The 24,396-nt window shown below is 73.9% G+C and carries 16 protein-coding genes and 1 riboswitch; of the genes, 8 read left to right on the forward strand and 8 right to left on the reverse strand.

The genetic code is table 11. The annotated features are described in order from the left end of the window. The first annotated feature begins 2 nt into the window (after positions 1-2). The 5 genes from pucD to IE248_RS07085 all read left to right on the forward strand — a co-directional run bounded on the left by pucD (position 3) and on the right by IE248_RS07085 (position 7,516). A complete protein-coding gene (pucD, locus tag IE248_RS07065; RefSeq protein ID WP_100580451.1) occupies positions 3-2,405 on the forward strand; it encodes a xanthine dehydrogenase subunit D in 2,403 nt (800 codons plus the stop codon). 355 nt (positions 2,406-2,760) lie between these two features. Beyond that, the gene (locus IE248_RS07070) at positions 2,761-4,224 is read left to right on the forward strand and encodes an NCS2 family permease (protein WP_073796966.1); all 1,464 of its coding nucleotides are present in this window, start codon (positions 2,761-2,763) and stop codon (positions 4,222-4,224) included. 111 nt (positions 4,225-4,335) lie between these two features. Further along, complete coding sequence (locus IE248_RS07075) at positions 4,336-5,487, forward strand: XdhC family protein (protein WP_190030190.1); 1,152 nt, start codon at positions 4,336-4,338, stop codon at positions 5,485-5,487. Positions 5,488-5,636: 149 nt separating this feature from the next. Beyond that, positions 5,637-6,869, forward strand: coding sequence for a GNAT family N-acetyltransferase (locus tag IE248_RS07080; protein ID WP_190030191.1), 1,233 nt, complete (start codon positions 5,637-5,639; stop codon positions 6,867-6,869). A 143-nt stretch (positions 6,870-7,012) separates the two neighbouring features. Beyond that, positions 7,013-7,516: a hypothetical protein gene (locus IE248_RS07085; RefSeq protein WP_159031929.1), complete on the forward strand. Its 504-nt coding sequence runs from the start codon at positions 7,013-7,015 to the stop codon at positions 7,514-7,516. A gap of 51 nt (positions 7,517-7,567) precedes the next feature. Here the strand turns inward: IE248_RS07085 and IE248_RS07090 are convergent, their stop codons facing one another. The 4 genes from IE248_RS07090 to cobN all read right to left on the reverse strand — a co-directional run bounded on the left by IE248_RS07090 (position 7,568) and on the right by cobN (position 16,515). After that, entirely contained in the window at positions 7,568-7,960 is a 393-nt protein-coding gene (locus IE248_RS07090) for a hypothetical protein (RefSeq protein WP_073796962.1), read from the reverse strand. Positions 7,961-8,115: 155 nt separating this feature from the next. Beyond that, positions 8,116-10,332 carry a terpene synthase family protein gene (locus IE248_RS07095; RefSeq protein ID WP_073796961.1) on the reverse strand — a complete coding sequence of 739 codons (2,217 nt, stop codon included), beginning with the start codon at positions 10,330-10,332 and terminating at the stop codon, positions 8,116-8,118. Between the two features lie 169 nt (positions 10,333-10,501). Then, positions 10,502-12,523, reverse strand: a complete 2,022-nt coding sequence (locus IE248_RS07100; protein WP_190030192.1) for an ABC transporter ATP-binding protein — start codon at positions 12,521-12,523, stop codon at positions 10,502-10,504. A gap of 380 nt (positions 12,524-12,903) precedes the next feature. After that, the gene (gene cobN / locus IE248_RS07105; RefSeq protein ID WP_190030193.1) at positions 12,904-16,515 is read right to left on the reverse strand and encodes a cobaltochelatase subunit CobN; all 3,612 of its coding nucleotides are present in this window, start codon (positions 16,513-16,515) and stop codon (positions 12,904-12,906) included. A gap of 40 nt (positions 16,516-16,555) precedes the next feature. After that, a riboswitch (cobalamin riboswitch) is annotated at positions 16,556-16,681 on the reverse strand. A gap of 242 nt (positions 16,682-16,923) precedes the next feature. Here cobN and IE248_RS07110 point away from each other — a divergent pair. The 3 genes from IE248_RS07110 to IE248_RS07120 are packed head-to-tail and all read left to right on the forward strand — an operon-like array spanning position 16,924 to position 20,301. Continuing rightward, the gene (locus IE248_RS07110; RefSeq protein ID WP_229895164.1) at positions 16,924-18,165 is read left to right on the forward strand and encodes a ferredoxin-like domain-containing protein; all 1,242 of its coding nucleotides are present in this window, start codon (positions 16,924-16,926) and stop codon (positions 18,163-18,165) included. Between the two features lie 4 nt (positions 18,166-18,169). Continuing rightward, positions 18,170-18,817, forward strand: a complete 648-nt coding sequence (locus tag IE248_RS07115) for a precorrin-8X methylmutase (RefSeq protein ID WP_037798395.1) — start codon at positions 18,170-18,172, stop codon at positions 18,815-18,817. After that, positions 18,814-20,301 carry a precorrin-2 C(20)-methyltransferase gene (locus IE248_RS07120; protein ID WP_073796959.1) on the forward strand — a complete coding sequence of 496 codons (1,488 nt, stop codon included), beginning with the start codon at positions 18,814-18,816 and terminating at the stop codon, positions 20,299-20,301. The genes IE248_RS07115 and IE248_RS07120 overlap by 4 nt, the downstream gene beginning before the upstream one ends. A 72-nt stretch (positions 20,302-20,373) precedes the next feature. Here the strand turns inward: IE248_RS07120 and IE248_RS07125 are convergent, their stop codons facing one another. From IE248_RS07125 to IE248_RS07140, 4 genes are read right to left on the reverse strand one after another with little or no spacing between them, the layout of a single operon-like run. Further along, entirely contained in the window at positions 20,374-21,147 is a 774-nt protein-coding gene (locus IE248_RS07125; RefSeq protein ID WP_190030195.1) for a cobalt-precorrin-6A reductase, read from the reverse strand. Further along, the gene (gene cobM / locus IE248_RS07130) at positions 21,137-21,886 is read right to left on the reverse strand and encodes a precorrin-4 C(11)-methyltransferase (protein WP_037798402.1); all 750 of its coding nucleotides are present in this window, start codon (positions 21,884-21,886) and stop codon (positions 21,137-21,139) included. The genes IE248_RS07125 and cobM overlap by 11 nt, the downstream gene beginning before the upstream one ends. Next, a complete protein-coding gene (gene cbiE, locus IE248_RS07135) occupies positions 21,883-23,151 on the reverse strand; it encodes a precorrin-6y C5,15-methyltransferase (decarboxylating) subunit CbiE (protein ID WP_190030196.1) in 1,269 nt (422 codons plus the stop codon). Before cbiE ends, cobM begins: the two co-directional genes overlap by 4 nt. Then, the gene (locus IE248_RS07140; RefSeq protein ID WP_190030197.1) at positions 23,148-24,356 is read right to left on the reverse strand and encodes an MFS transporter; all 1,209 of its coding nucleotides are present in this window, start codon (positions 24,354-24,356) and stop codon (positions 23,148-23,150) included. The genes cbiE and IE248_RS07140 overlap by 4 nt, the downstream gene beginning before the upstream one ends. Between the last annotated feature and the right edge of the window lie 40 nt (positions 24,357-24,396).

Consider the following 24,396-nt stretch of genomic DNA (forward strand, 5'->3'; position numbering starts at 1 on the left):
CCATGGCTCAGAACACCCGTACGGTTCCCGCCGGCACGCCGACCAACGTCACCCAGAAGCACGCCAAGGGCGGCATCGGCGAGTCCACGCTCCGCCCGGACGGCACCCTCAAGGTCACCGGCGAGTTCGCGTACTCCTCCGACATGTGGCACGAGGACATGCTGTGGGGCCAGACCCTGCGCAGCACCGTGGCGCACGCCGAGATCGTCTCGATCGACATCTCCGAGGCCCTCGCGCTGCCGGGCGTCTACTCGATCCTGACGTACGACGACCTGCCGGCCGAGATGAAGAACTACGGCCTGGAGATCCAGGACACCCCGGTGCTCGCCAACGGCCGGGTGCGCCACCACGGTGAGCCGGTCGCCCTCGTGGCCGCCGACCACCCGGAGACCGCCCGCCGCGCGGCCGCCAAGATCAAGATCGACTACCGTGAGCTGCCGCTCGTCACGGACGAGGCCTCCGCCCTCGCCGAGGGCGCGCCGCTGATCCACGAGGGCCGCGACGACCACCACATCGGTCACGTCCCGCACCCGAACATCGTGCACCGCCAGCCGATCATCCGCGGCGACGTGGCCGAGGCCCGCAAGCGCGCCGACGTCATCGTCGAGGGCGAGTACGTCTTCGGCATGCAGGACCAGGCCTTCCTCGGCCCGGAGTCCGGTCTGGCCGTGCCCTCCGAGGACGGCGGCGTCGACCTCTACGTCGCCACCCAGTGGCTGCACTCGGACCTCAAGCAGATCGCCCCCGTCCTCGGCCTGCCCGAGGAGAAGGTGCGCATGACGCTCTCGGGCGTCGGCGGCGCCTTCGGCGGCCGCGAGGACATCTCGATGCAGATCCACGCCTGCCTCCTGGCCCTCGCCACCAACAAGCCGGTCAAGATCGTCTACAACCGGTTCGAGTCCTTCTTCGGGCACGTGCACCGCCACCCGGCGAAGCTCCACTACGAGCACGGCGCCACCAAGGACGGCAAGCTCACGCACATGAAGTGCAGGATCGTCCTGGACGGCGGCGCGTACGCGTCCGCCTCCCCGGCGGTCGTGGGCAACGCCTCCTCCCTCTCGGTCGGCCCGTACGTCATCGAAGACGTCGACATCGAGGCGATCGCGCTCTACACGAACAACCCGCCCTGCGGCGCGATGCGCGGCTTCGGCGCCGTCCAGGCCTGCTTCGCCTACGAGGCCCAGATGGACAAGCTCGCGGCGAAGCTGGGCATGGACCCGGTCGAATTCCGCCAGCTGAACGCCATGGAGATGGGCACGATCATGCCCACCGGCCAGGTCGTGGACTCCCCGGCGCCCGTCGCCGAGCTGCTGCGCCGGGTCAAGGCCCGCCCGCTGCCGCCGGAGCGCCAGTGGGAGACCGCCGGCGAGGGCGCGGACGTCCGCGCGCTGCCCGGCGGCCTCTCCAACACCACCCACGGCGAGGGCGTCGTCCGCGGCGTCGGCTACGCGGTCGGCATCAAGAACGTCGGCTTCTCCGAGGGCTTCGACGACCACTCGACCGCCCGCGTGCGCCTTGAGGTCATCAACGGCGAGCCCGTCGCGATGGTCCACACGGCCATGGCGGAGGTCGGCCAGGGCGGTGTCACCGTCCACGCGCAGATCGCCCGTACGGAGCTGGGCGTCACCCAGGTGACCATCCACCCGGCCGACACGCAGGTCGGCTCCGCCGGTTCCACGTCCGCCTCGCGGCAGACGTACATGACCGGTGGCGCCGTGAAGAACACCTGCGAGCACGTCCGCGAGGCCCTGCTGGAGATGGGCCGCCGCAAGAACGGCTCGTACCACCCGGCCTGGGCGCACGCCGAGCTGCTCCTGGAGGGCGGCAAGGTCGTCACCGACGGCGGCGAGGTCCTCGCGGACATCGCCGACATCCTCGAAGGCGAGGCGATCGACCTGGAGCTGGAGTTCCGGCACCGGCCGACCGTCCCGTTCGACCTGGTCACCGGCCAGGGCGACGGCCACGTCCAGTACACCTTCGCCGCGCACCGCGCGGTGGTGGAGGTGGACACCGAGCTCGGCCTCGTCAAGGTCGTGGAGCTCGCCACCGCGCAGGACGTAGGCAAGGCCCTGAACATGCTCTCCGTGGTCGGACAGATCCAGGGCGGCACCATCCAGGGCCTGGGCGTCGCGATCATGGAAGAGATCATCGTGGACCCGAAGACCGCGAAGGTGCGCAACCCCTCCTTCACGGACTACCTGATCCCGACCATCCTCGACACCCCGACCATCCCGGTCGACGTCCTGGAGCTCGCCGACCCGAACGCGCCGTACGGCCTTCGCGGCATGGGCGAGGCCCCCACCCTGTCGTCCACCCCGGCCGTCCTCGCGGCGATCCGGCAGGCGACCGGTCTGGAGCTCAACAAGACGCCGATCCGTCCGGAAGCCCTCACCGGCACCCTCTAGGACGGCGCTCTCCGGGGGCCGAGAGGCCCCCGGACCCCAAGCTCTCCGGGCGGTGTGACCAGGGAACGTCACACTTGCCGGCCGCACCGCCCGGAGTACGAAAGCCCGGAGGACGAAAACGCCGCACCGCTCGCGGCCCGTCCACCGGCACCATCCCCCCGCAGCAACCCGGGGGCACCACCACCCCGGTGCTCCCGCCAGTACCGCAGAACCCCCGCAGTACCCGCAGTACACGCATCGACATTCGCGTCGCCTCGGGCCGTCACCCCGGGTCGTGCAGCCAAACGGCGTTTCCCAAATCCCGCGTCTCCAATCTCCAAGCGGGTGCCCCTTTGAACCTTGGGAGTTAGGCACCATGACCCAGTCGTCCGTAGAGCCCAAGACCAGTGCGGAGGATGCCGGCGACGGCTCTCTCACCCCCGCCGGGCGTTCTTGGCTCGACCGGTACTTTCACATCACGCACAGAGGCTCCAACGTCGGCAATGAGATTCGTGGCGGCGTCACGACCTTCATGGCGATGGCGTACATCCTCCTGCTCAATCCCCTGATCCTCTCCGGCAAGGACGTCGCCGGGGACACCATGAGCCAGAAGGCCCTGATCACGGCCACGGCCTTCGCCGCGGCCCTCACCACGCTCCTGATGGGCTTCGTGGGCAAGGTCCCGCTCGCCCTGGCCGCCGGACTGTCCGTCTCCGGCGTGCTGTCCTCGCAGGTCGCCCCGCAGATGACCTGGCCGCAAGCCATGGGCATGTGCGTCATGTACGGCGTGGTGATCTGTCTCCTGGTCGTCACCGGCCTCCGCGAGATGATCATGAACGCGATCCCCCTCGCGCTCAAGCACGCCATCACCATGGGCATCGGCCTGTTCGTGGCCCTCATCGGCCTGGTGAAGGCCGGTTTCGTGGGCAACGGCGGGGAACTTTCCTCCCCCGTGCTCCTCGGCGCCACCGGTGAGCTCGCCGGCTGGCCCGTCCTGATCTTCTGCGTGACCCTGATCGCCATCTTCATGCTCCAGGCGCGCAAGGTCCGCGGCGCGATCCTGATCGGAATAGTCGGCGGAACCGTCCTCGCGGCCGTCCTCAACGCCGTCGCGGACATCGACCCGAAGGCCTGGAAGAACGGCGCCCCGGAGCTCACCGGCTCCGCGGTCTCGATGCCGGACTTCTCGCTGTTCGGCCAGGTCTCCTTCGGCGGCTGGGGCGACGTCGGCGTGATGACGGTCGGCATGATCGTCTTCACCCTCGTCCTCGCCGGCTTCTTCGACGCGATGGCCACCATCATCGGCGTCGGCACCGAGGCCAAGCTCGCCGACGACAAGGGCCGGATGCCGGGCCTGTCCAAGGCGCTGTTCATCGACGGCGCCGGAGGGGCCATCGGCGGCATCGCGGGCGGCTCCGGCCAGACCGTGTTCGTCGAGTCCGCCACCGGCGTCGGCGAGGGAGCCCGTACCGGTCTCGCCTCCGTCGTCACCGGCCTGTTCTTCGCCGCCTGCCTCTTCTTCACCCCGATCACGCAGATAGTCCCGGGTGAGGTCGCCTCCGCGGCCCTGGTCGTCATCGGCGCGATGATGATGCAGAACGCCCGCCACGTGGACTGGGCCGACACCGCGACCGCCATCCCGGTCTTCCTGACCGTGGCCCTCATGCCCTTCACGTACTCGATCACCGCGGGCGTCGCGGCCGGTGTGATCTCCTACGTGGCCATCAAGGTCGCCCAGGGCAAGGCCCGCGAGATCGGCGCCTTCATGTGGGCACTGACCGTGATCTTCGTGGTCTTCTTCGCCCTCCACCCGATCGAGGGCTGGCTCGGAGTCAACTAGATCACCCCACGTCACCCCGATCACCCGGGTGACCAGCGGCTTGTCCCTCTGGTCGGCGCCGCGCCCGCCACTCATCCGATACTGGAAACGAACCCCTCCGAGGAGGCCGAAATGCTGGACATCGCCGAGGAACTGAACCGGTGGGTCGAGCAGGGACGTGACTTCGCGGTCGCCACCGTCGTGGCGATCAGCGGGAGCGCGCCCCGGCAGCCCGGTGCCGCGCTCGCCGTCGACGGCGACGGCACCGCGATCGGTTCGGTCTCCGGCGGATGCGTGGAGGGCGCGGTGTACGAGCTGTGCCGGCAGGCGCTGGAGGACGGCGAGACCGTCCTGGAGCGCTTCGGCTACAGCGACGACGATGCCTTCGCCGTGGGTCTGACCTGCGGCGGAGTCATCGACATCCTGGTGACCCCGGTCCCCGCGGGCTCCCCCGCGCGGGGGGCGTTCGCGGCCGCGCTGGCCGCCGCCGCCCGCGGGGAGGCGGCGGCGCTCGCCCGGATCGCCGAGGGCCCCGCGGAGCTGATGGGCCGCGCCCTGGTCGTCCGCGGCGACGGCTCGTACGAGGGCGGCCTCGGGGGCCACCCCGAGCTGGACCGCACCCTCGCCGAGGAGGCCCGCGCCATGCTCGACGCGGGCAGGACCGGCGTCGTGGAGATGGGCGCCGACGGCCGGCTCTGCGGAGAGCCGCTGAAGGTACTGGTCGAGGCCAGCGTGCCGCCGCCGCGGATGATCGTCTTCGGCGCCATCGACTTCGCCTCCGCCCTGGTGCGGATCGGCAAGTTCCTCGGCTACCACGTGACGCTGTGCGACGCCCGGCCCGTGTTCGCCACGCGCCGGCGCTTCCCCGAGGCGGACGAGATCGTGGTCGACTGGCCGCACCGCTACCTGGAGAGCACGGACGTGGACGGCCGGACCGTACTGTGCGTCCTCACCCACGACGCCAAGTTCGACGTCCCGCTCCTCGAACTGGCCCTCAGGCTTCCCGTCGCCTACGTCGGCGCCATGGGCTCCCGCCGCACCCACGAGGACCGCAACAAGCGGCTCCGCGACGTCGGCGTGAGCGAGCTCGAACTGGCCCGGCTGCGCTCCCCGATCGGCCTGGACCTCGGCGCCCGCTCCCCGGAGGAGACCGCGCTGTCCATCGCCGCCGAGATCGTCGCCAACCGGCGCGGCGGCACCGGCACCTCGCTGACCGGCGCACACGTACCCATCCACCACGACGGCTCGAAGACGGCGATGGCCAGGATCGGCGTCGTCGCCTGAAGGGACGCCCCCGAACCGCCGAGGAACCAAACCACCGGCGGCCGCCCGACGCTCCCAAGTTCGGAGAGGGGGACGGGGGGTGGTCTCGTGGGGGGCTTTCCGGCCAATATGGGGTGAGCGGTCCTCGATGACCGATTAGTCTCCGGATCATGGTGGACATCCGCGAGGTACCCGAGGCCGACATCGACCGCGCCCAGGAGCTCGCCTACCTGGTCTTCCACGACCGGCCCGACGAGGAGGGGCGCGCCCGTCACCGCACCCTGCTGGGCCACTGCGACCGGCTGGGCGCCTACGAGGGCGACGCGCTGGTCGGGTTCATGGCCGCGCACCGCTTCCGGCTCTCGGTTCCGGGGGCGGATCTGCCCTGCCCCGGGCTGACCTTCGTCGCCGTCGCCCCCACCCACCGCCGCCGGGGCGTGCTCACCGCGCTCATGGCCGAGCAGTTGCGCCGCACCGGGGCGGCGGGCGCCCCGGTCGCCGCCCTGTGGGCCTCCGAGGCCGCGATCTACGGGCGGTTCGGCTACGGATCCGCCACCCAGGGCGTCACCATCGAGATCGACTCCACCCGGCCGCTCGCCCTGCGCATCGCCCCGGACCGGCGGCCGCTGCGGATGATCGACCCGGCCGACGCCCCCGCCCTGATCGGCCCCGCCCACGAGGCCACCCGCGCCCTGCGGGCCGGCCGCCCGAGCCGCGGTCCCGAGCGGTGGCGCGAGGAGTGGCTGTGCGAACAGGACGAGGAGGACGAGGAGCTCAGCCCGCCCCGGATCATCGCCCTCGGGGATCCCGGCGAGCCGCTCGCCGGGTACGTGATCTACCGCACCAAGCCGGGGGGCGGCAGCGGGCCCGTCCGCACCCCGGGCCTGGTCCGGGTCGACGAACTGGAGGCGGACACCCCGGCCGTGGCCGCGGCGCTCTGGGAGTGCGTGGCCGGCCTCGACCTCACCGGCCGGGTCAGCGCCTGGGGCCGCCCGGCCGACGACCCGCTGCTGCACTTCGCCGCCGACCGGGACCAGGTCAAGGTCACCGAGGTGTTCCCGGCGCTCTGGCTGCGGCTGGTCGACGTACGGGCCGCGCTGACCGCGCGGTCGTGGGCCGCGCCCGTGGAACTGGTGCTGGAGCTGGCCGACGTACGGCTGCCCGCCAACGCCGGGCGGTTCCGGCTGAAGGCGGGGCCGGGCGGGGCGACGTACGAACGCGCCGCCCAGGCCCCGGACCTGGAGCTGGACGTCCGGGAGCTGGCCGCCTGCTACCTGGGCGGGACCCGGGTCGTCGAACTGGTCGCCGCCGGGCTGGTGCGCGAGCACACCCCGGGGGCGGCGGCGACGCTCGACGCCGCCCTGCGCACTGAGCTGCTGCCGCACACCGCCGACGAGTTCTAGGCCCCGCCGCCTGTGGTGGTGTCTCTGGTTCAACAGCCTTAAGTGTCGGCCTAGTTGGGCGTTGTTCGGGTGGGGGCCGGGGGAGCGGGACTACACTCTGGCTCCCTCCGTGGGGGCACGGGGTGTGAGGGCCGGGGGGTTCCGTGGGGTTGGCCAAGCGGTTGCTGAGGGAGGACTTCACCCTGAGCATCGGGTGCCGCGTCAGTGTGACGGCGGGAGTGGGCTCGACCACCGTCAAGTGGCAGGTCTCCCGCATGGCTGCGGGTGGCGGCCGTCGGCCGCGCAAGGGCGACGAGACCGTCGACTTCACCTGCCCGCGATGCCGCAAGACGCTCTCCGTCGCCGTCGAGAGCCTCGCCAAGGCGCGGATCAAGTACGAGATCTACCGCGCCCTCGCCTGGCTCCTGGCGCTCTCGCTGCTCGTCACCCTCCCCATGCTCATCCACCTCGGCGGACAGACCGTCGAGGAGGGGGACGACGGGGCGGTGCGTGTCGTGGGATGGCTGGTCCTCGCCGTCGCCGTCGCCGTCATCGTCGCCCCGGGCTTCTTCGTGGCGGCCGGGAACTACTCGGGCGTCAAGAAGCTCCGGCTCGTCCGGCCCGGCGGCGGCAGGACCATCTGGGTGCAGGGACACCGGCTGTTCTGACGGGGCGCGGGGCACGGGCCACGGCGCGCCGCGCACGGTTCCGCCGGAGGGTCAGGCCTGCGGCCGCGCGCCGGGCGGCTCGTGGTGGGCCAGGCGGGAGAGGACCTTGGCGTACACCGTTGTCGCCGCCGCGACGACGGTCACGACGGCCGCCAGCGCGAGGACGCCCAGCAGGGCGGGCCACTGGCGCAGCTCGTCGCGGCACAGGCTGCTCTCGGACACCGGGCGGACCAGCGGGCCCCGGCACAGGGCTCTGTCCCCGGACTGGGGGCCGTAGTCGGAGAGCATCAGGAAGGCGAAGCATCCCCACATCAGCATGGCCAGGAGCATCCACGCGATGGACCACGCCTCGATGCGGTCCGCTTGCCGGCGTTCCTTTCCGGCGTCCGCCGCTGGGGCGCTCGCGGGATCGGGCGTCCGCCGGGCCGGTGCTTCGGCAGTCATGTCTCCCCCTCTTGGCCAACGCTGAACGGACGTCAGTCCATCACGCGGCGCCGGCCCACCGCGAGGGTGTTTCCGGAAGGGCAACGCGATGTCCGCGGAGGCCGGGCGGTGGCCGGAGCGGGCCCGGGCCGGGGCTTCCGCGGACATCGGGGCGGTCAGCGGGGCAGGGAGAGGCGGGCCGCCGACATGCCGAAGGAGGAGCTCCAGACCCCGCTGGAGAGCAGGTCGGGCAGGCCGTGCAGGTCCTCCTCGCGGTAACGCCGGACCTTGCGGTGCCAGTTGAGGATGCCGGCCAGCCAGTCCTCCAGCTCCCCGACGTACGCGTCGAGCCCGGCGCGGGCCCCCGCGTCCAGCTTCCAGTCGTCGTACAGCAGCGGCAGCTGGTTCGCGACGATGTGCTCGAACTCCTCGGTGCGCCGCGTCAGCAGGTCGTGGCAGATGCGCAGCGCCTCGGGGTAGCCGATGTCGAAGAAGTTCCGGGTGACGAGCACGAAGTTGTGGACCTCGCCCTCGACCTCCACCTCCTTCTGGTAGGAGAAGATGTCGTTGATCATGCAGGCGGCATCGGCGGCCGCGTTCTCCAGCGACCGGATCGTCCCGGAGGCGTAGATCTCCTCGGGGATGCCCCGGCCCTGCTGCCCCAGCCGGCACAGGTACATCGTCAGGTGCGAGCCGAACGTGCGGCGGCGCATCTCCGCGTAGTCCACCGGGTCCGGGATCCGGTTCTGGATCTGGTTGTCCACCTCCCACAGCCAGCTCTCCAGCATGGACACCAGCGTCGCCCGGAACTCGGCGCGGACCCGCGGGCCCATCTGCGCCGAGGTGCGCACCCACAGGTCGCCCAGCGCCCGCTCCATCGCCGTCGCCGGCTCCGGCCGCTCGGTGTGGTCGAGCGGGATCATCGCGATCAGCCGGGCCGTGGTCGCCTTCGCCGCCGGGAGGTTCTTGGCCTGGGCGAACACCACCGGGTAGTAGTCGTCGCCGTACGTGCCCCAGGTCAGCCAGCACGCGTTCAGCAGCAGCGCCTCGCGGGTGGCGTCGGGGTCGATGCCGGCGGAGCAGAGCGCGAAGTCGTAACCGCGCAGCTTGGGTTCGTTCCAGATCGCCGAACCGGGGTCACCGGGCTGCGGGTCCAGCAGCCCCATCTCCCGGGCCCAGGCCACCGATCCCTCGCGCGCGTGGGCGTGGTGCGGGCTCAGGGAGAGCGGGAACGGCATGTGGATGTCCGGGATCACGGACGGCCCGGTGCGCTCGAACGGGACGTGGGAGAAGGAGCGGCGGCGGCGCTCCAGCGCGCGCGGCTCCAGGACGGAGCGCAGGTCGAGGGCGGCTCCGCCGAGCCCGGTCGGCATGAAGGGCAGCGAGAGCGGCGCGGTGGGGCGGGCCTCCTTGTTCATGTAGCGGCTGGAGACCATGTGCCACTCGTGGCCGCCCGACTGCCAGTCCTGGAGCCCCTTCGCGTAGGCGAGGACGGCGGCGATCTCGGCCGGGTCCATCGCGTGGTCGGCGAAGAGCTGGGGGAGTTCACCGAGCGCGGTCTGCTCGAACTGCTGGAGCCGTGAGGTCAGCAGGTCGTTGGAGGCCTCGGCGGCCTCCTGGGTGGTGCAGCCGAGGAAGGTCTCCAGCACGAGGACGGCGTTGGAGAGTTCGCCCTCGTCGGCCACCTCGCGCTCGTAGGAGAAGAGGTCGTTCCTGATGTGCACGGCGTCCGAGAAGGCGTCGCGCAGCACAGCGAGCGGCCGGGTGTGCGCGACCCGCGCCGGGACCTCGGCGGAGACGTACTCGACCAGCCCGGCCGACCAGGGGGCGCCGCCCACCTTGCGGCGCATCTCGATGTACTCCAGCGGGTTCGCCACCCGCCCGATGTTGATGTTGGCGAGCTCCCACATCGACTCGTTGAGCAGGTTCCTGGTCGACTCGGCGAACCGTTCCCGCCAGTGCGGCGACATGGCGGGCACGGTCCGCTCCCACAGGTCCGCGAGGCCCGCCTCGACCGGGCCCGCGGGCTCGGGGAAGCCGTCGGCGAGGTCCATCGGCATGAACGCGGCGAGCCTGTCGAGGTACGCCTTGGCGCCGGCGCGGTCCTGGGAGCGCTTGTACATCTCCAGGAAGTGATCGTCGAAGAAGAACACCCACACGTACCAGTCGGTCACCAGCGACAGCGCCTCGCTGTCGCAGTCGGGGTGGGTGTACGCGCACAGCAGGGCGTAGTCGTGCGAGTCGAGGTCGCTCTCCTCCCAGACGCCGGACCCCTCCAGCATTCCGAGGGCGCGCGCCCACCGCTTGGTGTGGACCCGCGCCTCCTCCAGATGGGGGTTCAGTCGCGCCGGATGGGGCACGTAGAAATCCGGCAGTTGGAACGGCTGCGTCACGGCGGGGTGAGCCTTTCGTCTGTCCGTATCGGGGCTGTCTCGGACGCGGGCGGACCCGGTCCCGGGCACCGCGCACGCCGAAGTGCGGGGGCCCGGTCGCCCGGGCCCCCGCACGAGACCAGCAGTGCTCTACCCCTGACGCCCCTGGGATAAGGGGGAGTTCACCGCATCAGGTGACGGTGCTGCCTTTCTGTGGCGGCGGGGCCTGCCGGGGGATAGGGGTGCCCGCCCCCCGAGGCTGTGGCCCGTGCCGCTCGGCGTACTGCTCCGCCTGCATCCGGAACATCGCCGCGTACCGCCCGTCCCGCGCCAACAGCTCCTCGTGGGAGCCCTGTTCGACGAGCCGGCCCTCGTGCAGGACGTAGATGACATCCGCGTGCCGCACCCCCGACATGCGGTGCGTGACGAGGACGACCGCCCGGTGCGGACCGGCCAGGCCGCGGATGCTGTCGAACGCGGCGATCTCCGCCGCCGGGTCCAGGGCCGAGGTGGGCTCGTCCACGACGATGACACGGGCGTCGCGGTAACGGGTGCGGGCCAGGCCGAACTTCTGCCACTGCCCGCCGGAGAGCTCCGAGGCACCCCGGAAGACCCGGGCGAGCAGCGTCTCGTACCCGTGCGGCAGCTTCGCGACGACCTCGTCGGCCCCCGTGTACCGGGCCGCGGCCACCACCTCCGCCGCCTGGTCGACCGAGCCGTCCGCCCCCGCGTCGCCGGGCCGCCCGATGGCGATGTTGGTACGGGCGGTCACCGGCCAGCGTTCGAAGTCCTGGGTCAGCAGGGCGACCCGGTCGAAGACCTGCGTCCGGTCGGCCTCCCGGACGTCCACCCCGTCCCAGGTCAGCGTGCCCGTGTCGGGCAGGTGCAGACCGGCGAGGAGTTTGACGAGGGTGCTCTTGCCGGAGCCGTTCTCCCCGACCAGGGCCACCACCTGGCCCGCCTCGATCGTCAGCGACACCCCGGCCAGGGCCGGCTCCTCCCGGTCGGGGTAGCCGAACCCCACCTCGGTGAGCCGGATCGTGCCCGTCCGCCCGGGCAGCGGCCGCCCGCCGCTCGGGATGGCGCGGCGCCCCGCCTCGGCGACGAACCGCTCCAGGTCCCGGACGTACAGGGACTCCTCGTGCAGGGTGTTGGTGGTGGCGACGAGCGCCCCCAGGCTCGCGGAGCCGGCGCGCACCGCGATCACGGCGGTGCCGGCCACCGCCAGGTCCATCCGCCCGGCGGCGATCAGCGCGCCCATCGCGGCGTACGTGACGAGCGCGGCGAGCCCGGAGAGGGCGGCGGCGAGCAGTTCGGTGGCCGCCTTGTCCTTGGCGAGCCGGGTGGCCTCGCCCTCGGCGTGCTCGGCCATGTTGCGGTAGTGGCCCAGCAGGTAGCGGCCGACGCCGTGCACCCGGACCTCGGGAGCCGACGTACGGGCGATCAGCAGCTGCCCGATCAGCCGGGCGGCCCGGACGTGCTCCACCCAGGCCATCACCGACAGGTAGCGGCGCTGCGCCACCCGCATCGCGCCCCAGCCGCGCGGGGCGGCGATCAGCAGCAGCATCGGCAGCAGCAGCGGGTGCAGCACGGTCAGCACCCCGGCGGTCGCGAACAGGGAGATCAGCCCGCCCAGGGTGGCCACGCAGGCGCCGACGGTCCGGCGGGCCGACGGCGGCCCCCACTGGGCGCTGTCCAGCAGCCGCCGGAACTCCCCGTCCTCGATGGCCTCCAGCTCGACCCCGACGGCGGCGTGCAGGTACTGCTCCTGCGCGGCCCGCTCGACCTTGGGCTCCAGCCGCCCGGCGGCCGCCGTCGACCGGGAGGCCAGGACGGCTCCCAGTACGGCGACCAGCGCCCCGGCGGCGAGGGCGGGCAGGGCCTCCTGCAGCCGCTCGGCGGGGCTGCCCGCGCCGAACAGGGTACGGAGCACCGCGCTCAGGACGAGCAGCCCGACGGCGGAGGTGACGCCCTGGCCGGCCTCGGCGGCGGCGACGGTGAGCAGCGCGGGCCGGTCGGTGTCCCAGGCGAGCCGGAGGGTGCCGCGGACCATCCGGGGCATGGCGCGCAGGGTGCTGAGCAGCCCGCTCTCCAGCTGGGCGTACTCGTGGTTGGCCCAGCCGGCGTCGTAGCGCAGCGGGCCGCCGAAGAGCCGGCGCTCGCTCTCGGAGACGGCGGGTTCGGCGGGCACGGGCCGCTTGAGGAGCCTCATGCGCGGCCACCTCCGCCCCGCGGGGTCGAACACCACATGAACGTGCACGGATCGCAAGATTCCTCCCGGGGTACCGCGACGGGCGAACTGACGCCGGAAGAACGCGGCTGCTCAGAGCGCCGTCACGGGCCGCCGGGAGCGAATGCTCGTACGCAGTTGCGAGGGCTGTGCCGACCCCAAGGGGCGCCCGGGCCCCGGCCCGTGACGCGGCGTTCGAATCACCCGCGGGTGTGCGGGACCCCCTTCGAGGTATTGCGTCGATATCCGGCCGCCGATCACATTCCCGTCATGGACATGGCCAGACGAGGACCGCCCCCGCGCCGTGCGGGCGCGGGGGCGGTCTCGGGAATCTCCGGGAGCCTTCGGGAAGCTCCGGGCGGTTACTCCGCCTCGGCCTCCAGGTTGCCCTCGGTGTCCAGGTACACCTGGCGCAGGGACTCCAGGATCTGCGGGTCCGGCTTCTCCCACATGCCGCGCGACTCCGCCTCCAGCAGGCGCTCCGCGATGCCGTGCAGGGCCCAGGGGTTGGCCTCCTCCAGGAAGGCGCGGTTGGCCGGATCCAGGACGTACGTCTCCGTCAGCTTGTCGTACATCCAGTCCGCGACCACGCCCGTCGTGGCGTCGTAGCCGAAGAGGTAGTCCACCGTCGCCGCCAGCTCGAAGGCGCCCTTGTAGCCGTGGCGGCGCATCGCCTCGATCCACTTGGGGTTCACGACGCGGGCGCGGAAGACGCGCGAGGTCTCCTCCACCAGGGTGCGGGTCTTGACCGTCTCCGGGCGGGTGGAGTCGCCGATGTACGCCTCCGGGGCCGTGCCGCGCAGCGCGCGGACGGTGGCCACCATGCCGCCGTGGTACTGGAAGTAGTCGTCCGAGTCGGCGATGTCGTGCTCGCGGGTGTCCGTGTTCTTCGCGGCCACCGTGATCCGCTTGTAGGCGCTCTCCATCTCCTCGCGCGCCGCCCGGCCCTCCAGACCGCGGCCGTAGGCGTAACCGCCCCACACCGTGTAGACCTCGGCGAGGTCGGCGTCCGTGCGCCAGTCGCGCGAGTCGATCAGCTGGAGGATGCCCGCGCCGTACGTGCCCGGGCGCGAGCCGAAGATACGGGTCGTCGCGCGCCGCTCGTCGCCGTGCTCGGCGAGGTCCGCCTGGGCGTGGGCCCGGACGTAGTTCTGCTCCGCGGGCTCCTCCAGCCCCGCCGCCAGCCGTACCGCGTCGTCCAGCAGCCCGATGACGTGCGGGAACGCGTCCCGGAAGAAGCCCGAGATGCGCAGCGTGACATCGATGCGGGGGCGGCCCAGCTCATCGAGCGGGATCGGCTCCAGACCCGTGACGCGGCGCGAGGCCTCGTCCCAGACCGGGCGGACGCCCAGCAGGGCGAGGGCTTCCGCCACGTCGTCGCCGGAGGTGCGCATCGCGCTCGTGCCCCACAGCGACAGGCCGACGGAGGCGGGCCACTCGCCGTTGTCCGTGCGGTACCGGTTCAGCAGCGAGTCCGCCAGCGCCTGCCCGGTCTCCCACGCGAGGCGGGAGGGGACGGCCTTCGGGTCCACGGAGTAGAAGTTCCGGCCGGTCGGCAGGACGTTCACCAGGCCGCGCAGTGGCGAGCCGGACGGGCCCGCCGGGACGAAGGCACCGTCCAGCGCGCTGACCACGTGCGCGATCTCGTCGGTGGTGCCGGCCAGGCGCGGGACGACCTCACGGGCCGCGAAGTCCAGTACGGCCGCCACGTCCGCCGAGTGCCCGGCGGCGACCGAAGCCACCGCCTCCGGCGCCCAGTGCGCGTCCTCCATCGCCTGGACCAGCGCGCGGGCCGCCTCCTCCGCCTGGTCGGCGGTGGTGCGGGTGGCCGCCGACTCGTCGAGGCCCAGCGCCTCGCGCAGGCCCGGCAGGGCCGTCGTACCGCCCCAGATCTGCCGGGCGCGCAGGATCGCCAGGACCAGGTTGACCCGGGCCTCGCCGGCCGGGGCGCCGCCCAGGACGTGCAGACCGTCGCGGATCTGGGCGTCCTTGACCTCGCACAGCCAGCCGTCGACGTGCAGCAGGAAGTCGTCGAAGCCCTCGTCGTCCGGGCGCTCTTCGAGGCCCAGGTCGTGGTGGAGCTTCGCGGCCTGGATCAGGGTCCAGATCTGGGCGCGGATGGCCGGCAGCTTCGCCGGGTCCATCGCCGAGATCTGCGCGTACTCGTCCAGGTGCTGCTCCAGGCGGGCGATGTCGCCGTACGACTCCGCGCGCGCCATCGGCGGCACCAGGTGGTCGACCAGGGTGGCGTGCACCCGGCGCTTGGCCTGGGTGCCCTCACCGGGGTCGTTGACCAGGAACGGGTAGATGAGCGGCAGGTCGCCGAGGGCGGCGTCGGGCGCGCAGGCCGCCGACAGGCCGGCGTTCTTGCCCGGCAGCCACTCCAGGTTGCCGTGCTTGCCCAGGTGGATCATCGCGTCGGCGCCGAAGCCGCCGTCCTCGGCGCGCGCCTGGATCCAGCGGTACGCGGCCAGGTAGTGGTGCGAGGGCGGCAGGTCCGGGTCGTGGTAGATCGCGATCGGGTTCTCCCCGAAGCCGCGCGGCGGCTGGATCAGGATCAGCAGGTTGCCGCGCCGCAGGGCCGCGAGGACGATGTCGCCGTCCGGGTTCGCGGAGCGGTCGACGAACATGTTGCCCGGGGCCTCGCCCCAGTGCTCGGTGACGCTGTCGCGCAGCTCGGCCGGCAGCTCGGAGAACCAGCGCTTGTAGTCGGCGGCCGGGATCCGGACCGGGTTGCGGGCCAGCTGCTCCTCGGTCAGCCAGTCCTGGTCGTGGCCGCCGGCCTCGATCAGGGCGCGGATCAGCTCGTCGCCGTCGCCGGAGACCAGACCCGGGACGTCCTCGACGGGGCCGAAGTCGTAGCCGCCCGCGATGAGGGTGCGCAGCAGCTCCACGGCGCTGGCCGGGGTGTCGAGACCCACCGCGTTACCGATGCGGGAGTGCTTGGTGGGGTACGCGGACAGGACGAGCGCGACCTTCTTGTCACGGCGCTCGATGTGCCGCAGCCGGGCGTGCCGGACGGCGATCCCCGCGACCCGGGCGGCCCGCTCGGGGTCGGCGACATAGGCGGGCAGGCCGTCCTCGTCGAGCTCCTTGAAGGAGAACGGGACGGTGATCAGACGGCCGTCGAACTCGGGCACGGCGACCTGCGTCGCGGCGTCGAGCGGGGAGAGGCCCTCGTCGTTCTCCTCCCAGGCGCTGCGCGAGCCGGTCAGGCACAGGGCCTGCAGGATCGGTACGCCCAGACCCGCGAGCGCGCCGGCGTCCCAGGACTCGTCGTCGCCGCCCGCCGAGGCGGTGGCGGGCTTGGTGCCGCCCGCCGCGAGGACGGTGGTGACGACCGCGTCCGCCGATTCCAGCGCGGCGATCAGCTCCGGCTCGGGGGCGCGCAGGGAGGACACGTAGAGGGGGAGCGCCTGGGCGTCCTTCGCCTCGATCGCGTCGCACAGGGCGTGCACGAAGGAGGTGTTCCCGCTCATCTGGTGGGCGCGGTAGTACAGCACGGCGATCCGGGGGCCCGTGGTGCTCCCGGGGGTGCGCTCCAGCGGGCCCCAGGTGGGGGCGGCGGCCGGCGGCTCGAAGCCGTGGCCGGTGAGCAGGACGGTGTCCGAGAGGAAGCGCGCCAGCTGGTCCAGGTTGGCGGGGCCGCCGTGCGCGAGGTAGCCGTGCGCCTCGGCGGCGATGCCGATGGGGACGGTGGAGGCCTCCATCAGCTGGGCGTCCGGGGCCTGTTCGCCGGTCAGTACGACCACCGGGCGGGTCTGGGCGGGGGCCAGCAGCAGGTCGAGGCCCTCCTGCCAGGCGCGGAGGCCGCCGAGGAGGCGTACGACGACCAGGTCGACACCGTCGAGGAGACCGGGGAGGTCGTCGAGGGGAAGGCGGGAGGGGTTCGCGAACCGGTACGGGACGGGGCCGTCCGCGGCGGCGCGGGCGCTGAGCAGATCGGTGTCGGACGTCGACAGCAGCAAGATCATGCGGCGGCAGGCCTTCCTCGGGGTTTCCGCGCCCCGGGCAGTGAGGACGACGGGAGTTCCTGACTCACCCGGCCGATCGCTCCGCAGGGTTCACAGTGGCGGGACCGCGCCGGATTCGCACCGGGCTTCCTCCCATGTCGCCGTCCTCGGCGATGGCGGACCGAGCGGTCCGCCGCAGGTCATCTTAGGTGCCCTGATCCCCGGCCGGGAGTCCGGGCCGCCCCGCGGTATCACCGGGGCCCCGGCACGGCCGGATTCCGCCAGGAGGGCCGGAAACATGTGGTGAAACGGGGGTGAAGCGGCGGGGGCGCGGGTGGGGGTGCGGGCGGGGGGCCTGCGGTGACGGGTGGTGGCAGGGTGGTGACGGACACAGACCGGGCGGGGGGAATCCTGGGTATGCTCGCCGCCATGCCCCAGTCCCCCTCCGCCACATCGCGGGACGAACCCGTCATACGGGACCGCGGTGACGCATGCCCCGGCGCGCTCCGGCTGCACGCGGCGGACGACGGGTTCCTCGCGCGGGTCCGGCTTCCGGGCGGGCTGCTCACCGCCGCGCAGGCCGCCGCGCTCGCGGACGCCGCCGAGCGGTTCGGGGACGGGCACCTCGAACTCACCTCGCGCGGAAACGTCCAGCTCCGCGGCCTCGCCGACGGCTGCGGCGGGGCCCTCGCCGAACTCCTGGACTCCGTCGGCCTGCTGCCCGCGCCCTCGCACGAGCGGGTCCGCAACATCGTCGCGAGCCCCCTCGGGGACCCCGCTCCGGTGCGCGCCCTGGACCGGCTGCTCTGCGCCGACCCCGGCGCCGCCGCTCTCTCCGGCCGGTTCCTGTTCGCCGTGGACGACGGGCGCGGGGACGTCGCCGCCCTCGACCCCGACGTGTCCCTGCTCGCGCGCCCCGGCGGCCGGGCGCTGATCCGGCTCGGCGCCGCGCCCGACGCCGCCGAGGTGGCCGCCGGCGACGGACCCGAGGCGGCGCTGGAGGCCGCCCGGCACTTCCTCGACGCCGCCGCCCGCGCCGGCACCCGGGCCTGGCGCGTCGCCGAGCTGCCCGCCGAACACGCCCTGGACGCGCGGGAGTTCACCGCCCGGCTGGCCGCCCTCGGCATCCCCGCCCGGTACGTCGCGGACGCGCCCCGCCCGTACGCGGGGCCGCCCGCCCCCGGCGTGCACGGGGACGCGCTCTGCGTCCTGATCCCGCTCGGCCGGCTCCGCAGCGCCCAGTGGCGGGAGCTGCCCGGCGCGCTGCGGACCACGCCCTGGCGCAGCGTCATCGTCGGCGACACCGCCGCCCGCCCCGCCGGGCTGGTGACCGCGCCCGGCAGTGCCTGGGAGTCCGTGACCGCCTGCACCGGCCGGCCCGGCTGCGCGAAAGCCCTCGCGGACGTACGCGCTGACGCGCGCGCCGTCGCGGAACGGGCCCGCGGACCGCTGTCCGTCCACTGGTCCGGCTGCGAGCGCCGCTGCGGGCACCCGCGCGGCACCGACTGGGTCGACGCCGTCGCCACCGCGACCGGCTACCGGCTGACCGGGCCCGGCGTGCCCGGCGGTCCCGGCGGGCCCGCGTCGCGGCACGTCCCCGCCACCGCCCCCGAACTTGGCGCGGCCCTCCGGGACGCGCGCAACACCCCCCGAGTGTCCGAAGAGCAGTGAAGAAATGAGCGAGTACACCGTGTTCGAGTACGAGAAGGACGGCGCCGCGATCTACCGCCAGTCCTTTGCCACGATCCGCGCCGAGGCGGACCTCTCCGGGCTGCCCGCCTCCGTCGCCCAGGTCGCGGTGCGCATGATTCACGCCTGCGGGATGACGGACCTGCCCAAGGACCTCGGCTACACCCCGGAGGTCGTGCTGCGGGCGCGCGCCGCGCTGACCGCCGGCGCCCCGATCCTGTGCGACGTGCAGATGGTCGCCAGCGGCGTCACCCGGGGGCGGCTCCCCGCCGACAACGAGGTGATCTGCACCCTCTCCGACCCGGCCGTACCGGAGCTCGCCGCGAAGATGGGCACCACGCGCAGCGCCGCCGCCCTCGAAGTGTGGCGCGACCGGGGCCTGTTGGAGGGCTCGGTGATCGCCGTCGGCAACGCGCCGACCGCGCTGTTCCGGCTGCTGGAGATGATCGAGGAGGGCGCCCCGCGCCCCGCCGCCGTCATCGGTGTCCCCGTCGGCTTCATCGGCGCCGCCGAGTCCAAGGACGCCCTCGCCGCGCACCCTTCGGGCCTCGACCACCTGATCGTGCGCGGCCGGCGCGGCGGCAGCGCCATCGCCGCCGCCGCCGTCAACGCGATCGCGAGCGTGGCCGAATGAGCGCCGGACGCCTGTACGGGGTCGGGCTCGGCCCCGGCGACCCGTCCCTGATGACGCTGCGGGCCGTCGAGGTCATCGCCGAGGCGGACGTCATCGCCTACCACAGCGCCCGCCACGGCCGCTCCATCGCCCGCTCCATCGCGGCGAAGCACCTGCGCGCCGACCACGTCGAGGAACCGCTGGTCTACCCGGTCACCACCGAGACCACCGACCACCCCGGCGGCTACCAGGGGGCGATGGAGGAGTTCTACGAGGACTGCGCCGCCCGCCTCGCCGCGCACCTGGACGCCGGCCGGACCGTCGCCGTGCTCGCCGAGGGCGACCCGCTCTTCTACGGCTCGTACATGCACATGCACAAGCGGCTCGCCGACCGGTACGAGGCCGAGGTCATCCCCGGCGTCACCTCCGTCAGCGCCGCCGCCGCCCGCCTCGGGACCCCGCTGGTGGAGGGCGAGGAGGTGCTGACCATCCTGCCCGGCACCCTGCCGGAGGAGGAGCTCACCGCCCGCCTCGCCGCCACCGACTCGGCCGTCGTGATGAAGCTCGGCCGCACCTTCCCCGCCGTGCGGCGCGCCATGGAGGCCAGCGGCCGCCTCGCCGAGGCCCGCTACGTGGAGCGCGCCACGATGGCGGGCGAGCGGACCGGGATCCTCGCCGACACCGACGCCGAGACCGTCCCGTACTTCGCCGTCGCCGTCGTCCCCAGCCGGATCGGGAACCCCGGCAGCGTGCCCTCCGGGCCCGGCGGCGTCGTGGTCGTCGGCACCGGTCCGGCCGGGCCGCTGTGGCTGACCCCCGAGACCCGGCGGGCGCTGGCCGACGCCGAGGTGCTCGTCGGGTACACGACGTACCTGGACCGGGTGCCCGTGAAGCCGGGCCAGATCCGGCACGGCTCCGACAACAAGGTGGAGTCCGAGCGCGCCGAGTTCGCCCTCGACCTCGCCCGGCGCGGCAAGCGCGTCGCCGTGGTCTCCGGCGGTGACCCCGGAGTCTTCGCCATGGCGACCGCCGTCCTGGAGGTCGCCGGGCAGCCGGAGTACAAGGACGTCCAGGTCAAGGTCCTGCCGGGGGTGACCGCCGCCAACGCGGCCGCCGCCGCGGCCGGAGCCCCGCTCGGCCACGACTACGCCACGATCTCCCTGTCCGACCGGCTCAAGCCCTGGGAGGTCATCGCGGAGCGGCTGCGCGCGGCCGCCGCGGCCGACCTGGTGCTGGCCCTGTACAACCCCGGCTCCCGCAGCCGCACCTGGCAGGTCGCCCAGGCCAAGGAGCTCCTGCTGGAGCTGCGTTCCCCGCAGACCCCGGTGGTCGTCGCCCGCGACGTGGGCGGCCCCACCCAGACGGTGCGCGTCGTCACGCTCGCCGAACTGGAGCCGGCCGAGGTGGACATGCGCACGATCCTGCTGATCGGCTCCTCGCAGACCCAGGTCACGGACCGCCCCGACGGCACCCGTGTCACCTGGACCCCGCGCCGCTACCCGTGACGGCGCCGGCGCGCTGAACGCCGAAGGCCCGGGGCGCCGCCGCCCCGGGCCTTCCGTCTCACACCGATGCGGTCAGGCGCCGCCCAGCCAGGCCAGGACCTCCGCGACCCCGGAGGCCTCCGGGACGCCCGCGGGCACCGGGGGGCGGCTGACGACGAGCACCGGAATGCCGGCCTCGCGGGCCGCGGTGAGCTTGGGAGCGGTGGCCGAGCCGCCGCTGTCCTTCGTCACCACCACGTCGATGCGGTGCCGGGCCAGCAGCTCCCGTTCGTCGTCGAGGCCGAACGGGCCCCGGGCGAGGAGGACTTCCAGCTGCGCGGGCCGCGGCCCCTGCGGCGGGTCCACCGAACGCACCAGGAACCAGGTGCCGTCGAGCGCGGCGAAGCTGTGCAGGCCCATCCGTCCGGTGGTCAGGAAGGCCCGCGCGCCGAGCCCCGGCAGCAGGGCGGCCGCCTCGGCGAGGGAGCCGGCGAAGGTCCAGGCGTCGCCGGGCCCCGGGGTCCACCCCGGGCGGCGCAGCGCCAGCAGCGGGATCCCCGAAAGGGCCGCCGCCCCCGCCGCGTTGAAGCTCATGCGCTCCGCGAACGGGTGGGTGGCGTCCACCAGGTGCGTGACCCCGTGGGCGCGGATCCAGTCGGCCAGGCCCGCCGGCCCGCCGAAGCCCCCGACGCGGGTCTCGCCCGGCGGCAGCACCGGGCGGGCGACCCGGCCGGCGAGCGAGGTGGTCACGCGGTACGGGGCGGGCTCCAGGGCCTCCGCGAGGAGCCGGGCCTCCGTCGTGCCGCCCAGGACCAGGACGTGCCCGGGGCCGGGCCGCCCGGTGGGGACACCCGGTTCAGCAGGCATGCCGGTCGCGCTCGGGGGAGTACAGGTGGCTGTCCCGGAACTGCTCGGCGCCCAGCGTGCGGCCCACCACGATCACCGCGGTCCGCACCAGCCCGGCCTCCTCCACCTGGCCCGCGATGTCGGCGAGGGTACCGCGCAGGATCAGCTCGTCGGGGCGGCTCGCCATCGCCACCACCGCCACCGGGCAGTCGGCCCCGTAGTGCGGCAGCAGTTCCTCCGCCACCCGCCGCGCGTACCGCGTCGCCAGGTGCAGCACCAGCAGCGCCCCGCTGCGGCCCAGCGTGGCGAGGTCCTCGCCGGGCGGCATCGGCGTGGCCTGCTGGGCGATCCGGGTCAGGATGACCGTCTGGCCGACGGTGGGCACGGTCAGCTCCCGCTTCAGCGCGGCGGCCGCGGCGGCGAACGCCGGCACGCCCGGGACCACCTCGTACGGGATGCCCGCCGCGTCCAGGCGCCGCATCTGCTCCGCGACGGCGCTGAAGACGGACGGGTCGCCGGAGTGCAGCCGCGCCACGTCGTGGCCCGCCTCGTGGGCCCGTACAAACTCGGCCGTGATCTCGTCCAGGTCGAGCCCCGAGGTGTCGACCAGCCGGGCGTCCGCCGGGCACTCGGCCAGCATCTCGCGCGGGACCAGGCTGCCCGCGTACAGGCAGACGGGGGCGGCGGCCAGGGTCCGCGCGCCGCGCACCGTGATCAGGTCGGCGGCGCCGGGGCCCGCTCCGATGAAGTACACGGTCATGACTGGGTCTTCCTGTCGCTGGGGGAGGGCTTCGTTACGGACCACTGGGTCACCGGCATCGCCTGCCGCCAGCCGGTGAAACCGCCGACCGGCACCGCGTGCGCCACGGCCAGCTTCACCAGCTCGCCGCCGTAGCGCTTGTGGCGCTCGGAGAGCACCGCCTCCGACTCCAGCGTGACGGTGTTCACCACCAGCCGGCCGCCGGGGGCCAATGCCTCCCAGGCCGCGTCCAGCAGCCCCGGAGCGGTCAGGCCGCCGCCGATGAACACCGCGTCGGGAGCCGGGAGCCCGGCCAGCGCGGCCGGGGCCGCCCCCGTCACCACGCGCAGCCCGGGCACGCCGAGCGCCGTCGCGTTGCGGGCGATCCGCGCGGCCCGCTCCGGGACCCGCTCCACGGTCACCGCCCGGCAGGAGGGGTGCGTCCGCATCCACTCGATGCCGATGGAACCGGAGCCGCCGCCGATGTCCCACAGCAGCTCGCCGGGGGCCGGGGCCAGCGCGCACAGGGTCGCGGCCCGCACGTGCCGCTTGGTGAGCTGGCCGTCGTGCTCGTACGCGGTGTCCGGCAGCCCCGGGGTCGCGCCGAGCCGCGGGGCGGCGGCGTCCGGATCCCGGCGGCAGTCGACCGCCACCACGTTCAGGGGGTCGCCGGGCGCGTGGTCCCAGCCGTCGGCCCGGCCCTCGTACGTGTCCTCGCGCTCGGAGCCGAGCTGTTCCAGCACCCGCATCCGGCTCGGCCCGAAGCCCCGCTCGCACAGCAGCGCCGCGATCTCGCCCGGGGACGCCGCCCCGGCGCTCAGCACCAGCACCCGCCGGCCCTCGTACAGCCGGGCCGCGAGCCGGGCCACCGGGCGCCCGACCACCGTGACGACCTCCGTGTCCTCCACCGGCCAGCCCAGCCGGGCGCAGGCGTAGGAGACGGACGAGGGGTGCGGGTGGACCCGCAGCGCCTCCGCGCCCAGCTCCTCGGACAGGGCGCGGCCGATCCCGTAGAACATGGGGTCCCCGCTGGCCAGCACCGCGATCCGGCGCCCCGCGTGCTCGGCCGCCAGCTTCGGCACCGCCGGCCGCAGCGGGCTGGGCCAGGACACCCGCAGGCCCGGGCAGGCGTCCGGCGGCAGCAGGTCCAGCTGCCGGGGCCCGCCGATCAGTACCTCGGCGGAGGCCAGCGCGGCCCGCGCGCCGGCGGTGAGTCCGGCCCAGCCGTCGGCGCCGAGGCCGACGACGGCCACCGGCAGGGGCGTGGGGGGTGCTGCGGAGCTCACTGCGCGCTACCTCGGACGGAAGACGGAGAGGGGTGGACCCGCAGCCTACTGGTGCGCAGCCCCGGCTCCAGGACCAGGGTGACCACCACCGACACCGCCGCCAGCACCGTCATCGCGACCGCCGCCGAGGTGTACTGGGCGAGGGCCCCGGCGAGAGCCGCGCAGACCCCTTGCAGGGTCAGCATCCCGGCCGAGTGCAGGCCCAGCGCCTGGCCCTGGGTGCCCTCCGGGAGCAGTGCGACCAGCCGCTCCTGCATCAGCAGCCCCGCCGAGTAGCCGACGGAGGCCAGGGTCACGGTGACCGTCGCGACGACCGGTCCGGGCTCCAGCGCGAACGCCAGGTACGGCGCGGCGAGCAGCAGGCGCAGCGGGGCCGCGAGCCGGGCCCGCAGCCGCGCGGGCAGGTAGCGCCCGGCGACGGTGTCCCCGGCGAGCATCCCGGCGGCGGCGCCGGCGAAGAGCAGCCCGGCGTGGGCCGCGTCGTAGGGGACGAACAGGGACTCGCAGCCGACGATCAGTCCGTTCGGCACCCACAGGGCGAGGTAGAGGGTGCGCCGGGCCGGGTCGGAGAGCAGGGCGGCGTTGCCGCGCCAGGTCGCGGCCACCGAGGGCCGCCCGCTCGCGCGCGGCTCCCGCCGCCGCAGCCCGAACCGTACGGTGACCACGGCCGCGGCCGAGAGCCCGGCGGCGGCCAGCAGCGCCCCGCGCGGGGAGAGCGCGGCGACGAGCAGCCCGCCGAGGGCGTACCCGGCGATCTGGGTCACCCCGGCGCAGACGGCGAGCAGCGACCGGCCCGGCAGGTAGTCCCCGGGCGGCAGGATCTCGGTGAGCAGCCCGTACCGGACCCCGCCGGCGAGCGAGTCGGCGAGCCCCTGGCCGAGGAGCACCGCGAACACCGCCCACAGCGGCAGCCCCGGGACGCACAGCAGCAGGGTGGCGAGCGCGCCGGCGGCCGAGAGCCCGCCGAGGGCCGCGCGCGGGGGCAGCCGGTCCGCGGCGGAGAGCAGCAGCGTCGCGCCGAGCAACTGCGCGAAGGACGGGCCGAACATGCCGAGCGCGGAGAGGAGCGGGCTGCCGGTGCGGTCGTAGACGAGGACGGCGAGCGCGAGCCCGCTCACGGTGGAGGCGCCGACGCGCAGGGCGGCCGCGGCGAAGAAGGGGGTGAACTCGGGCGTGCGGGCGATGGAGCGGTAGGTCCGGGGCATGCGGGGAGTGTCCGGGGAGCACCGCCGGGGCCCTTAATGT

The organism is Streptomyces goshikiensis (genome assembly GCF_014650555.1).
Lineage (GTDB): Bacteria > Actinomycetota > Actinomycetes > Streptomycetales > Streptomycetaceae > Streptomyces > Streptomyces goshikiensis.